Here is a 13048-nt window from a genome sequence, read left to right on the forward strand (position 1 = left end):
CGAACAGCGTGCGGGCGGCGGGTGCGGGCGCGTCAAGCCGGGGGTCAGCCTACTCCTGTCCGGCGAGCAGAACAGGGGGATGAAACGCCCGGGAAACGCCAGCCGTACGGTCAGTGCTCCGGCGAGCGGTCCACGGTGGGCAGCGGAGAGCGTAAAGCCCAGGTCAGGTGGGCTCCGGTCCATACCACCACGGCCACGATGATCGACACGCCCAGGTCCGGCAATCCCGGCCAACCGGTGGCCGCCACGGCGGCCATCACCACGCCCAAAAAGACGATCTTCGTGGCGTAGGTGACCAGCCCCACGGACATGATCAGCCTCGGGTGCACGGCGTCGGCCCAGGCCACCGAGAGGCTGGAGATCAGATAGCTGAGGATCACCAGGCCGATGCCGGCGGCCACCCCGGCCGCGCCGGCCGGCCCGCGCAGCAGGGCGGCGGCGGGGATCCCGACCGCGCCCAGCACGGCGCAGGCGAGCAGCGGCAGGCGCAGGTGCGGCAGCCGGGCCCGGATCGCGCCGGGCTCACCGGCACGCGGCGCGGACATCGGGGATACGCCGGGCTCACCGGCACGCGGCGCGGTCATCGGGGGTACGCCGGGAAGTCGGCGACCAGCTCGGCCACGTCGGCGGCGACCCGGGCCAGCTCGTCGGCCCCGCCCGGGACCGCCGGATCGGTCCGCACCGCCCGACCGATCAGCTCCGCGACCTGGCGCATCTGCGGCTCTCCCAGGCCCTGCGTGGTGACGCTCGGCGTGCCCACCCGGATCCCCGAGGCGACCATCGGCTTCTGTGGGTCGTACGGGATGGCGTTCTTGTTCAGCGTGATGGTCGCCGCGTCGCAGCGGGCCTCCGCCTCGGCCCCGGTCACCCCGGTGTCGCGGAGGTCGATCAGGGCCAGGTGGGTGTCGGTGCCGCCGGAGACCGGGCGCATCCCCTCGGCCGCCAGCCCGTCGGCGAGCGCCCGCGCGTTGGCCACCACCTGCGCGGCGTACGTCCGGTACTCCGGCTGCGCCGCCTCGCGCAACGCGACGGCCTTGGCCGCCACCGCGTGCATCAGCGGGCCGCCCTGGGTGAACGGGAAGACCGCCCGGTCGATCCGCTCGGCCAGCGACTCGCGGCAGAGGATCATGCCGCCACGCGGGCCGCGCAGCACCTTGTGGGTGGTGGCGCAGACCACGTCGGCGTACGGCACCGGGGAGGGGATCGCCCGCCCGGCGACCAGCCCGATGAAGTGCGCGGCGTCCACCATCAGGTACGCGCCCACCTCGTCGGCGACCTCCCGGAACCGCGCGAAGTCGATCAGCCGCGGGTAGGCCGTCGCGCCACAGATGATCATCTTGGGCCGGTGGGTACGGGCCAGGTCGCGTACCTCGTCGTAGTCGATCAGCTCGGTGTCCCGCCGGACGGTGTACCCGACGGTCTGGAACCACCGGCCGGAGAAGTTCACCCGGCTGCCGTGGGTCAGGTGCCCACCGTGCGGCAACTCCATCGCCAGCACGGTGTCGCCCGGCTGCACCAGCGCGGCGTACGCGGCCAGGTTGGCGCTCGCGCCGGAGTGCGGCTGGAGGTTGGCGTGCTCGGCGCCGAAGAGATCCTTGGCCCGCTCGATGCCGATCTCCTCGGCCCGATCCACCTGGGCGCAGCCGCCGTAGTAGCGCCGGCCCGGATAGCCCTCGGCGTACTTGTTGGTCAGCGTCGAGCCGAGCGCGGCCAGCACCGCCGGCGAGGTGAGGTTCTCGCTGGCGATCAGTTGCAGGCCGCCACGCAGCCGGTCGAGTTCGCCGAGCACCACCTCCGCGATCTCCGGGTCGCCGGTGCTGAGCTGCTCAAAATCCGGCCCCCAGAAGGTGCCCTTCGTGGTCTCCACAGCGCCAGAGTCTAGGCGGCCTCAGACTGGAGACCGTGAGATGCCTGGTCACCGGCGCGACGGGATACATCGGTGGGCGGCTGGCGCCCCGCCTACTGGCCGAGGGGTACACGGTGCGCTGCCTGGCCCGGCGGGCCGGGCGGCTGCGTGACGTGCCGTGGGCCGCCCGGGTCGAGGTGGTCGAGGGCGACCTGAGCCGGCCGGAGACGCTGACCGGGGCGTTCGACGACGTCGACGTGGCGTACTACCTGGTGCACTCGCTCGGGCAGCCCGGCTTCGAGGCCGCCGACCGGCAGGCCGCCAAGGCGTTCGCGGCGGCGGCGCACGCCGCGGGCGTACGCCGGATCGTCTACCTCGGCGGGCCGGAGCTGGCAGCCGGCGACCAGGCCACCTCGGCCCACCTGCGCTCCCGCAGCGAGGTCGGCCGGATCCTGCTGGACAGCGGGGTGCCGACGGTGGTGCTCCGGGCGGCGGTGATCATCGGCTCGGGCTCGGCGTCGTTCGAGATGCTGCGCTACCTCACCGAGCGGCTGCCGGTGATGGTCACCCCGCGCTGGGTCGCCAACCGGATCCAGCCGATCGCGGTCGACGACGTGCTGCGCTACCTGATCGGCTGCGCGGGCCTGCCGCCGGAGGTCGACCGCGGCTTCGACATCGCCGGCCCGGACGTGCTCACCTTCGGCGAGATGATGCAGCGCTACGCCCGGGTGGCCGGGCTGTCCCGCCGGCTGCTCCTGCCGGTCCGCCCGCTGACGCCCGCGCTCTCCTCGTACTGGGTCGGGCTGGTCACCCCGGTGCCGAACGCGCTCGCCCGGCCGCTGGTGGCGAGCCTGGTGCACGAGGCGGTGGCCCACGAACACGACATCGCGGCGTACCTGCCGGACCCGCCGGGCGGGCTGATCGGCTTCGACCAGGCGGTCGAGCGGGCCCTGGCCCGGGTGCGCGACGCGGAGGTGGAGACCTGCTGGTCGACCGCGGCCGGCCCGGACGCGCCCGCCGAGCCGCTGCCCAGCGATCCCGACTGGAGCGGTGGCACCGCCTACACCGACCTGCGGGAACGTGCGGTGGCGGCGTCGCCGGAGACGTTGTGGCAGGTGATCGAGGGGGTCGGTGGCGAGCACGGCTGGTACTCGTTCCCGCTGGCCTGGTCGGTGCGCGGCTGGCTGGACCAGCTGGTCGGCGGGGTGGGGCTGCGCCGGGGCCGACGCCACCCGCACCACCTTCGGGTGGGCGAGGCGCTGGACTTCTGGCGGGTGGAGGAGATCGTGCCGGGTGAGCTGCTGCGGCTGCGGGCCGAGATGCGGCTGCCCGGCCGGGCCTGGCTGGAGATGCGGGTGCAGCACGACGACACCGGGCAGGTCCGGTACCGGCAGCGGGCGGTGTTCCTGCCCCGGGGCCTGGCCGGGCACGCGTACTGGACCGCGGTGGCGCCGTTCCACGCCCTGGTCTTCGGCGGGATGGCCCGCAACATCGCCGAGGGCGCCGAGCGGGTCGCCGCGGCGACCCCGTCAACGCGGGCCTAGTTGCTGGAGCGTTCCCCGGTGGCCCGCCACGCGGTCCGATCGCTGGGCGGCACGAAGTCGCGCGCCGGCAGGTCACGCAGGGCGAACGCGAGGGTCTCCCCGACCGCCTCCACCATCTTCTCCTGCACCTTCGCGCCGACCGGGTCCTGCGGCTCGTCGGGATTGGCCGCCATCATGGCCACCGCCAGTTGCGGGGTGAAGGCCACCACGGTCTCCGTGGCGTACCGGTCGGAGCTGCCGGTCTTGCCGGCCACCGGCCGGCGGAGCTGGTCGCGCAAGCGGGTTGCCGTACCACCGTCGCAGGCGTGGTACATGGACTGGTCGCCGACCGGGCAGCGGGCCGCGTCCGCCGCCGCGCGGGCCACGTCCACGTCGAGCACCTGCCGGCAGTCCGGCTGCCCGGCGGTCACCCGCCGTCCGGCGGCGTCGACGATCGAGATGATCGGGGTGGGCGCGCACCACGTCCCCTCGGCCGCCACCGTGGCGTACGCGCCGGCCAGGTCCAGCGGGGTGGTGGCGGCCACGCCCAGGGTGAACGGGCCCCACTGCCGAGCGCCGTGTCGGGCCAGCCGCGCGTCGTCCTCGGCCCGCAGCACGATGCCGAGCCGCTCGGCCATCTCGACCACCCGGTCCGCGCCGACCCGCTCGGTCAGCCAGACGAAGTACGTGTTGACCGAGCGGCCGAACGCCGTCCACATGTCGTGCTCGCCGCTCATCGACGAGCTGGCGTTCTCCGGGCACCAGTAGCCGCCGCAGCTCGCGTCCCCACTGACCTTGTAGTCGGTGACGATCCGCGACGGAGCGTCGAACTCGGTGCGCAGCGGCAGCCCGGATTCCAGGGCGGCCAGCATGGCGAAGAGCTTGAAGGTGGAGCCGGCCTGATACCCGACGATCGTGCCGCCCCCGGCGATCAGCTGGTTGACGGTGTTCGGATGGTTCTTCTGCCGCGGCGGGTTGGCCGCCACGCTGTAGACGCGGTTGACCGCCATGGCGAGGACCCGGCCGGTGCCCGGCTGGACCACGGCGGTCGGCGCCGCGTACCGGCTCTCGACGGGGTAGATCCGCCGGACCTGCTCGGTGGTGGCCTGCTGCACCGCCGGGTCGAGCGAGGTGACGATGCTGAAGCCGCCCCGGCGCAGGGCACGCTGCCGTTCGTCGACGCTGCCGCCGAACGCCCGCTGGTCGTTCCACCAGCGGGTGAACCAGTCGCAGAAGAAGCCCCAGTCGTTGCGGTTCTCGGGCACCGCCGTGCAGTCGTTCGGGGTCTCGCGGGGACGCAGGTTCAGCGGCTCGGCCCTGGCGGCGGTCGCCGCCTCCGGGGCGACCTGGCCCGCCTCGACCATCCGGTCCAGCACGTACGCGCGGCGGGCCGTGGCGGCGTCCGCATCCCCGTTGATCGGGTCGTCGGTGTCCGGGGAGCGGACCAGCCCGGCCAGCAGCGCCGCCTCAGCCAGCGTGAGCTCCGCCGGGGAGGTGGAGAAGTAGCGCTTGCTGGCGGCGGCGATGCCGTACGCCCCGGCCCCGAAGTAGGCGATGTTGAGGTACCGGGTCAGGATCTGGTCCTTGGTCAGCTCCCGCTCCAGCGCCAGCGCGTAGCGGATCTCCTGGATCTTGCGGGCCGGGCTCACCTCGGTGGCCGCGGCGCGCTGCGTCTCGCTCAGCCGGGGGTCGGTGCTCAGCACGTTGCGGACGTACTGCATGGTCAGCGTGGACGCGCCCTGTCGGGTGGCGCCGGCCCCCTGGTTGACGGCGAAGGCCCGCACCGCCCCCCGCAGGTCCACCCCCCGGTGTTCGTGGAACCGGACGTCCTCGGCGGCGATGATCGCCTGGCGCATCACCGGCGCCACCTCGTCCAGCGGCACGTCCACCCGGTCCTCCTGGTAGAAGGACGTGATCAGGGTGGCGCCGTCGTTGGCGTACAGGTTGGACCGCTGGGCCGTCGGTGGTGTCCGCAGTGCGCTGGGCAGCTCCGTGTACGGCCCGGAGAGCGCCGCGAAGCCGATGCCGAAGACCAGCGCGGCCGGCAGCGCCGCCGCCGCCAGCACCAGGCCGGCCAGCAGGCCGGACAGCAGGACGGTGAACACTTTCGGCAGGAACGCCCGGGTCATCAGCTCTCCCCGCAGGAGCCGGCAGGACCCTCTCAGAATGACCCTAATCGGATTTTATGCCGCGCTTTCCCTCATACCCGGAGGAAATTCGCACGGGTGGGTGCCCCGGCCGCGACCCGACCGACGGTCAGGGCAGCAGGATCGCGGCGAGCGGGTGAACCGTCTCCTCGATCTCGTCGGCCACCCGGCTGAAACACTGGTCGCCGCGCCCCCACGGGTCGTCGAGATCGTCGGTGGGCAGCGGGGTGCTGCCCTGGCGGGCCGCGTGCGCCGCCTCGACCAGCGCCACGCCGCGGGCGTGGAACGCCTCCGGGGTCGCCTCGGCGGGTGGCAGCGCGGCCTGGTCCAGGGCGGCCAGCAGCCGGCTGAACTCGCCCAGCACGAAGGTGCGGGACCCGGCGTCGGGACGCAGCGCCACCACGTACTCCTGCTGGTCGGCGGTGGCGGTGAGGACCAGGTCGGCCGCGTCGATGTGGTCGGAACGCAGCTTGCGCGCGGCGAAGCCGGCGACGCTGCCGCCCCGGGTGGTCACCTGGCGGGCGGCCGGCGGGTTCATCTCCTCACCGGCGTGCCAGCCGCCGGTGCCGGCGCTGTGGCTGTGCAGCAACTCCTCGGCGCGGCCCCGGTCCAGGTCGCGCCGGGCCAGCCGCTCCGCCACCGCGAGGCGAAGCAGCCGCTCGGCCATCGGCGAGCGGCAGATGTTTCCCATGCAGACGTGCAGGACGGTGAACGGCGGCACCTACGCCACCTGGCTCTCGCGCAGGTCCGGCACCACCTCGCGGAGCCGGTCCAGGGTGATCGCCCCCTCCCGGACGAGCACCGGCACCTCGCCGGTCAGGTCCACGATCGTGCTCGGCACCGGATCCACCGCCGGCCCGGCCTCCAGGTAGGCGCGCACCGAGTAGGCCAGCTGGTCACGCGCCTCCTCGGCGGTGAGCGCGGCCGGCTGGCCGGCCTTGTTGGCCGCGGCGACCGCCATCGGGCCGGTCTCCCGCAGCACCTCCAGCGCCACCGGGTGCAGCGGCATCCGCACCGCCACCGTGCCGCTGTCGTCGCCGAGATCCCACCGCAGGCTCGCCGAGTGCTGCACCAGGATGGTCAACGCGCCCGGCCAGAACGCCTCGACCAGATCCCGCGCCGTGGAGGGCAACGTGTAGACCAGGCCGTCGAGGGTGTGCCGGGAGCCGATCAGCACCGGCGGCGGCGTGTGTGGCACGTCCTTGGCGTCCAGCAGCGCCTTGACCGCGTACGGCGTGAACGCGTCCGCGCCGATCCCGTAGACCGTGTCGGTCGGCAGGACGACCAGTTCGCCGTTGCGAACCGCCTCGATGGCCGCAGCGATGCCGCGGTCCCGGTCGGCGAGCGACCGGCAGTCGTAGAGCATCACGAGGAGCCAGTCTGCCACGTGACGGCGCCGCCTGGTTGCGGGTGGTCCGCCCGGCGCGACGCCGTGGCGAAGCGGGGCCGCCCGACGAGGTCGTGGTGCCCGGCGACCGCCGCGTACCGGCCGTCCGCGGCGAGCAGGCCCGGGACGGCAGCGCCGTGCGTGTCGTCATGCTCGACGCCGAGGACGCCGAGGGGACGCAACAGGGCCGCCGCGCGGTCGATCACCGGCCGGAGCACGGCCAGGCCGTCGGCCCCGCCGAACACCGCCTCCGCCGGATCGTGACCGGCGACCTCCGGCGGCACGGCGACCTCCTGCGGGACGTACGGCGGGTTGCAGAGCAGCACGTCGACCCGGCCGGTCAGCTCGTCCAGCAGACCGGGATCGGTCACGTCCGCCTCGACCACCTCGATCGGCCGGTCTCCGGCGGCGGCCCGGTCCGCCGCGTTGCGGCGCAACCAGCCGAGCGCGGCCGGCGAGCGTTCCACCGCCACCACCCGGGCCGCCGGCACCTCCTGGGCCACCGACAGCGCGATCGCCCCGGAGCCGCTGCAGAGATCCACCACCAGCGGCCCGGTGCGCGGCCCGCCGGATCGGGCCGGCACGACGGCTCGGGCCTGTTCGATGCCCCAGCCGGCGAGCAGCTCGGTCTCCGGGCGCGGCACGAAGACACCCGGCCCGACGGCCAGCTCCAGATGCCGGAATCCGGCGCTGCCGGTGAGATGCTGCAACGGCTCGCGCCGGGACCGCCGGGCCACCAACGCCTCGAAACGGGCGAGCTGACCATCGGTGAACCCGTCGGCGAGGGCCAGCCGCCCACGCGGCACCACCAGCACGTACGCGGCCAACAGCTCCGCCTCGGCCCGGGCCGGGGCGACACCGGCGGCGGCGAGCATACGGGTGGCCCGGGCCAGCACGGCGGAGGGCGAGTGTCGTCTCGTCCCTTCGGACGGGTGTTGCGGCACGGTCGTCACGCAATAATCATGAATCGTCGCGGTGCACGTGCATAAGCGGGTGCAGCCGGCGGCACACCGACGGGAGGTCGCGGGTGGGCTGGCTCGGCCGGGTCGATGACCAGGTTGACGCCCTGACGAAGGCGCGGGCGTTGCAGGAGATGAGCCGCTCGACCGAGGCGTACACCATTCTGGAGCGGGTGCTGCGCAGCACCCGGGATCCGCACACCCGGGCCGACGCGCTGGTGCAGCGGCTCTCCGCGCTGATCAACCTCGGCCGGACGGCCGAGTACACCCGGGCCATCGAGGAGGCCTCCGCGGCCGTACGGGATCTCGCCGAGCCCTACCTGCACGGGCACCTCAACGCGCTGGCCGCGCTCGCCGCGCACCACCAGGGCGCGCTGGACCGCTGCGTCACGCACCTGGTGAAGGCCGCGCGGGCGCTGGGCGCGGTGGAGGACCCGGACCGGGACACCGCCTGGGGCTGGCACGACCTCGCCATGGCCTACTCCTACCTGAGCTTCCACGGGTACGCCCTCGGTGCGATCGAACGCGCCCGGCAACTCGGCACCGGTGCCGGGATCCCGGAGGAGACGTTCGCCGCCCCGGGGATCCGGCTGCGCAACGCGGTCGCTCTGGACCATACCGGCGACAGCGACGGCTGCCTGCGCGTACTGCGGGATGTGGCGACCGATCTCGACCGGTTCGTGGCCGCCGGGCGCGCCGACCGGCTGCGGCCGAGCAGCCTCGCCGCCTACGGTTACGCGGCGGCCCGCCGGGCGGCGCTCGGCGACGACGTCTCCGCCGTTCCGGGCATGGATCCGGCCCGGCTGCTCGGGCACGGCGCGGACAGCGCCCGCGCCCGCGACATGCGGCAACTCGGTCAGGTCTGCCTGGCCATCGCCGTCGGGCGGCCGATCGAGGCGGTCACCCGACTGGACGCCGTCCAGGTCTCCGCCGAGACGCTCGGCGCGGCCGAGCCGGCCCGGCTGCGCAGCATGGCCCTGGCCCGGGCGGGCGAGCACGCCGCGGCGCACCGGGCCGACCGGTTGGCCTTCCGGCTCGCCGCCCAGCGTCACGACCGGCTCCGCGACGTCTACATCGACGGCATCGCCGCCCGCATCGACCACGAGGAGATGCGCCGCGAGGCGGCCCGGTACGAGGGCGAGGCGCTGACCGACCCGTTGACCGGGCTGCCGAACCGGCGCCGGCTGGAGCGCTACATCGCGGCGGTCGTCTCCCGGGGCGAGCGCGTGGTGATCGGCGTCTGCGACCTGGACGGCTTCAAGGCGGTCAACACCCACCACGGGCACCACTCGGGTGACCTGGTCCTCCAGCGGGTCGCCGGAGTGATCAACCGGGTGATGCGGCGGGGCGACTTCGTGGCCCGCTACGGCGGCGACGAGTTCGTGGTGGTGCTGCCCGGGGCGGGAATGGCCGAGGCGGCCGAGGTGGCCCGACGCATCGACGCCGCCGTGCGTAGCGAGGACTGGGAATCCCTCGTCCCCGGCACCCCGGTCGGCGTCAGCATCGGCTTCGCCGAGGTGGGCGTCGCCGGCCCGGGCCAGCGGGACGCGCTCGGCGCGGCCTTCGAGGCCGCCGACCGCGAGATGCTGCGGGCCAAGGCCCGCCCGCGGACCGCCTGACGCGTCAGCGGCGGACCAACTCCGGTTCGCCGGCCAGGCGGGCGGCCCGGTCGGCCTCGCCGAGCGCGTCGAGCACGCCGTCCAGGTCGCCGGCGAGCGCCAGGTCCAGGTTGTACGCGGTGTACCCGATCCGGTGGTCGGTAATTCGGTTCTGCGGGAAGTTGTACGTGCGGATCCGCTCGGACCGGTCCACCGTGCGGACCTGGGCCTTGCGGGCGTCCGAGGCCGCCGCGTCGGCCTGCTCCTGGGCGGCGGCGAGCAACCGGGCGCGCATGATCCGCATGGCCTGCTCGCGGTTCTGCAACTGGGACTTCTCGTTCTGGCAGGAGACCACGATGCCGGTCGGCAGGTGGGTGATCCGGACCGCCGAGTCGGTGGTGTTCACCGACTGGCCGCCGGGGCCGGACGAGCGAAACACGTCGATCCGCAGCTCGTTGGGGTCGACGACGACGTCGACCTCCTCGGCCTCGGGCAGCACCAGCACCCCGGCGGCACTGGTGTGGATGCGCCCCTGCGACTCGGTGACCGGGACCCGCTGCACCCGGTGCACGCCGCCCTCCCACTTCAGCCGGGACCAGACGCCGTTGCCGCCCTCGGGCACCCCCTTGGTCTTGATCGCCAGCGAGACGTCCTTCACCCCGCCGAGCTCCGACTCCTGGGCGTCGATCACCTCGGTGAGCCAGCCGCGCCGCTCCGCGTACCGGGTGTACATGCGCAGCAGGTCGCCCGCGAAGAGCGCGGACTCCTCGCCGCCCTCGCCGGCCTTGATCTCGACGATGACGTCCTTGGCGTCGTGCGGATCGCGCGGGATGAGCAGCTCGGCCAGCCGTTCCTCCAGCCCCGGCAGCGTCGCCGCGATCGACTCGGCCTCGGCCGCGAAGGACGCGTCCTCGGCGACCAGCTCCCGCGCGGCGGCCAGATCCGCCCGGGCCTGCGCCAGCTCGCCGGCGGCCCTGTGCAGCGGGACCAGTTCGGCGTACCGGCGACCGACCCGGCGGGCGGTGCCCTGGTCGGCGTGGATGGCGGGGTCGGCCAGCCGCTTCTCCAGCTCGGCGTACTCGTCGAGAAGGGCGGCCAGGCGCTCACTGCTCATGCTGGGGATCGCTCCTTGGGCGGCGGAGACCGGGACAGACGGACGACGCCCGCGCCCGGCGGAAACCGGACGCGGGCGTCGAACGGGGAGCTACTTGGCCTTCTTGGCCTGAACCTTGGCGTACTTCTGCTGGAACTTGGCAACCCGGCCGGCGGTGTCCAGGACGCGCTGCTTGCCGGTGTAGAACGGGTGGCAGGCGCTACAGGTCTCGACGTGGATCGAGCCGCCCTTGGCGGTGCTGCGGGTGGTGAAGGTGTTACCGCAGGAGCAGGTGACGTCGGTGCTCACGTACTCCGGGTGAATGTTGGGCTTCATGTCGCCTCGGTCCTTTCGTGGATGGTCGCCGGGTCGCCCCCGTCGCGTGCTGCGCGCCGGTTGAGGGCGTGAACCGGAACCGGTGGCCGACTGACCAGTCTGCCATGGGCGTCAGCCGACCCGGAATTCGGGCCGCGTCGGCTGGTCGGCCAGCTCAACGCCGACCGGTCCCTGAGCATTCCCCGCGGCGGCGACCAGCATTCCTACGCGCCCTGCCGGCATGAGGAAGGGGGCATGACCGGTCCGGCCACGCCCCCTTCCTCATGCGTCGGAGGAGGTCACTCCCCCGGCGTCGACTTGGCGATCTGCATCAGGAACTCGATGTTGGTCCGGGACTGCTTGAGCCGGTCCAGCAGCAGGTCGAGCGCCGCCTGCGAGTCCAGCGAGTGCAGCACCTTGCGGAGCTTGTGCACGATGGCCAGCTCCTCCGGCGCGAGCAGGATCTCCTCCTTGCGCGTGCCGGACGGGTGGATGTCGATGGCCGGGAAGGTCCGCTTGTCGGCGATCTTCCGGTCCAGCTTCAGCTCCGCGTTACCGGTGCCCTTGAACTCCTCGAAGATGACCGTGTCCGCCATGGAACCGGTCTCCACCAGGGCGGTGGCGAGGATGGTCAGCGAGCCGCCGTTCTCGATGTTGCGGGCCGCGCCGAGGAAGCGCTTCGGCGGGTAGAGCGCGGTGGAGTCGATACCACCCGACATGATCCGGCCGCTGGCCGGCGCCGCCAGGTTGTACGACCGGCCCAGCCGGGTCACCGAGTCCAGCAGCACGACCACGTCGTGGCCCAGCTCGACCAGGCGCTTGGCCCGCTCGATCGCCAGCTCGGCGACGGTGGTGTGGTCCTGCGGCGGACGGTCGAAGGTGGCCGCGACGACCTCGCCCTTCACCGAACGCTGCATGTCGGTGACCTCTTCGGGTCGCTCGTCGACCAGCACCACCATCAGGTGGCACTCCGGGTTGTTGTGGGTGATCGCGTTCGCGATCGCCTGCAGCACCATCGTCTTACCGGCCTTCGGCGGCGAGACGATCAGCGCCCGCTGGCCCTTGCCGATCGGCATGACCAGGTCGATCACCCGGGTGGTCAGGATGTGCGGCTCGGTCTCCAGCCGCAGCCGGTCCTGCGGGTACAGCGGGGTGAGCTTGTAGAACTCCGGCCGCCGCTTGGCCTCGTCCGGCTCCATCCCGTTGATGGTGTCCAGCCGGACCAGCGGGTTGTACTTGTCGCGCCGCTGCTCGCCGTCGCGGGCCGCCCGTACCGCGCCGGTGATCGCGTCACCGCGCCGCAGGCCGTACTTCTTGATCTGGGACATCGACACGTAGACGTCGTTCGGGCCGGCCAGGTAGCCGGTGGTCCGGACGAAGGCGTAGTTGTCGAGCACGTCGACGATGCCGGCCACCGGGACGAGCACGTCGTCCTCGCCGACCTGCGGCTCGCGGCCGCCGTCGCCACCGGACTCGCCGCGCTCGCCGCGGCCCCGCCGGCGGTCCCGGAAGCGGCTGCGCCGGCCGCGCCGGCCACCGCCCTCGCCCTCGTCCTCGTCGTTGTTGTTGTCCCGCTCGGCACGCTGCCCGCGCTCACCACGGTCACCGCGCTCGGACCGGTCGGCACGCTCGGCGCGCTCAGACCGCTCGGCACGCTCACCGCGGTCACGGCCGGCCCGGCCCTCGGCCCGCTCGCCGGCATCGGCGGCAGCCTCCTCGGCCCGGGGCTCCGCCACGGCGGTCCGGCTGCGCCGGGTCCGGCTACGGCCCTCGGCCTCGACGCTGGCCGCCGGTTGCTCGGCGCCACGCCGCTCGGCCTCCGGCCGCTCAGCCGCCTCGCGTACCTCCGCGTGGACCTCCTCGCGGACCGGAGCGGCGGCCGCCGCGACCTCGGCCCGTGGTCGAGGGGCCCCGGCAGCGCCGCCCTGCCGCTCGGTGATCGCGCTGATCAGCTCGCCCTTGCGCATGCGAGCCGTGCCCGAGATGCCGAGCGACGCGGCCAGGCTCTGCAGCTCCGGCAACAGCATCGCCGACAGGCCCGTGCCGCTACGCCGGCGGCGAGCAGGGGCAGCGGTGGTGGCATCGCCAGCGACGTTGGAAACATCCGACGTCACGTCGGTGGTGTCGCTCAATGGATTCCTTCCCTCGATAGGCCGGGACTGCCCGGAATCGACAAACAG

Annotated in this window: 11 protein-coding genes; 2 read left to right on the plus strand and 9 right to left on the minus strand. The window is 73.6% G+C overall.

Annotated elements, in window-relative coordinates:
• Nucleotides 1-110: 110 nt before the first annotated feature.
• Together ACQPYA_RS25950 and glyA are read right to left on the minus strand one after the other, a co-directional pair.
• Nucleotides 111-584: a hypothetical protein gene (locus tag ACQPYA_RS25950; protein WP_433529681.1), complete on the minus strand. Its 474-nt coding sequence runs from the start codon at nt 582-584 to the stop codon at nt 111-113.
• The gene (glyA, locus tag ACQPYA_RS25955; RefSeq protein ID WP_433529682.1) at nt 581-1867 is read right to left on the minus strand and encodes a serine hydroxymethyltransferase; all 1287 of its coding nucleotides are present in this window, start codon (nt 1865-1867) and stop codon (nt 581-583) included. Before glyA ends, ACQPYA_RS25950 begins: the two co-directional genes overlap by 4 nt.
• 35 nt (nt 1868-1902) lie before the next feature.
• Here glyA and ACQPYA_RS25960 point away from each other — a divergent pair, with 35 nt between their 5' ends.
• On the plus strand, nt 1903-3390 hold the full coding sequence (locus ACQPYA_RS25960) for an SDR family oxidoreductase (RefSeq protein ID WP_433529683.1): 1488 nt from the start codon (nt 1903-1905) through the stop codon (nt 3388-3390).
• Here ACQPYA_RS25960 and ACQPYA_RS25965 read toward each other — a convergent pair.
• The 4 genes from ACQPYA_RS25965 to prmC all read right to left on the minus strand — a co-directional run bounded on the left by ACQPYA_RS25965 (nt 3387) and on the right by prmC (nt 7856).
• The gene (locus ACQPYA_RS25965; RefSeq protein WP_433529684.1) at nt 3387-5498 is read right to left on the minus strand and encodes a transglycosylase domain-containing protein; all 2112 of its coding nucleotides are present in this window, start codon (nt 5496-5498) and stop codon (nt 3387-3389) included. The genes ACQPYA_RS25960 and ACQPYA_RS25965 overlap by 4 nt on opposite strands.
• Before the next feature lie 127 nt (nt 5499-5625).
• A complete protein-coding gene (locus ACQPYA_RS25970; RefSeq protein ID WP_433529685.1) occupies nt 5626-6237 on the minus strand; it encodes a phosphotyrosine protein phosphatase in 612 nt (203 codons plus the stop codon).
• Complete coding sequence (locus ACQPYA_RS25975; protein ID WP_433533622.1) at nt 6238-6882, minus strand: L-threonylcarbamoyladenylate synthase; 645 nt, start codon at nt 6880-6882, stop codon at nt 6238-6240.
• Nucleotides 6882-7856, minus strand: a complete 975-nt coding sequence (prmC, locus tag ACQPYA_RS25980) for a peptide chain release factor N(5)-glutamine methyltransferase (RefSeq protein WP_433529686.1) — start codon at nt 7854-7856, stop codon at nt 6882-6884. The genes ACQPYA_RS25975 and prmC overlap by 1 nt, the downstream gene beginning before the upstream one ends.
• Nucleotides 7857-7930: 74 nt before the next feature.
• Here prmC and ACQPYA_RS25985 point away from each other — a divergent pair, with 74 nt between their 5' ends.
• Nucleotides 7931-9481 carry a GGDEF domain-containing protein gene (locus ACQPYA_RS25985; RefSeq protein ID WP_433529687.1) on the plus strand — a complete coding sequence of 517 codons (1551 nt, stop codon included), beginning with the start codon at nt 7931-7933 and terminating at the stop codon, nt 9479-9481.
• A gap of 4 nt (nt 9482-9485) precedes the next feature.
• On the opposite strand, the gene prfA is transcribed toward ACQPYA_RS25985, so the two are convergent.
• From prfA to rho, 3 genes are all read right to left on the minus strand, one after another.
• Entirely contained in the window at nt 9486-10574 is a 1089-nt protein-coding gene (prfA, locus tag ACQPYA_RS25990; protein ID WP_433529688.1) for a peptide chain release factor 1, read from the minus strand.
• Nucleotides 10575-10664: 90 nt separating this feature from the next.
• Nucleotides 10665-10889: a 50S ribosomal protein L31 gene (gene rpmE, locus ACQPYA_RS25995; RefSeq protein WP_433529689.1), complete on the minus strand. Its 225-nt coding sequence runs from the start codon at nt 10887-10889 to the stop codon at nt 10665-10667.
• Between the two features lie 278 nt (nt 10890-11167).
• Nucleotides 11168-13000, minus strand: coding sequence for a transcription termination factor Rho (rho, locus tag ACQPYA_RS26000; protein ID WP_433529690.1), 1833 nt, complete (start codon nt 12998-13000; stop codon nt 11168-11170).
• Nucleotides 13001-13048 lie beyond the last annotated feature (48 nt).

This window comes from Micromonospora sp. CA-263727 (assembly GCF_050942455.1).
Taxonomy (GTDB): Bacteria; Actinomycetota; Actinomycetes; order Mycobacteriales; family Micromonosporaceae; genus Micromonospora.

Excerpts from the sequence above, each read along its gene's own strand:
- ACQPYA_RS25965 (WP_433529684.1), bottom strand. The coding sequence starts at position 5,498 with ATGACCCGGGCGTTCCTGCCGAAAGTGTTCACCGTCCTGCTGTCCGGC.
- ACQPYA_RS25950 (WP_433529681.1), bottom strand. The coding sequence starts at position 584 with ATGACCGCGCCGCGTGCCGGTGAGCCCGGCGTATCCCCGATGTCCGCG.
- ACQPYA_RS25975 (WP_433533622.1), bottom strand. The coding sequence starts at position 6,882 with ATGCTCTACGACTGCCGGTCGCTCGCCGACCGGGACCGCGGCATCGCT.
- prfA (WP_433529688.1), bottom strand. The coding sequence starts at position 10,574 with ATGAGCAGTGAGCGCCTGGCCGCCCTTCTCGACGAGTACGCCGAGCTG.
- rpmE (WP_433529689.1), bottom strand. The coding sequence starts at position 10,889 with ATGAAGCCCAACATTCACCCGGAGTACGTGAGCACCGACGTCACCTGC.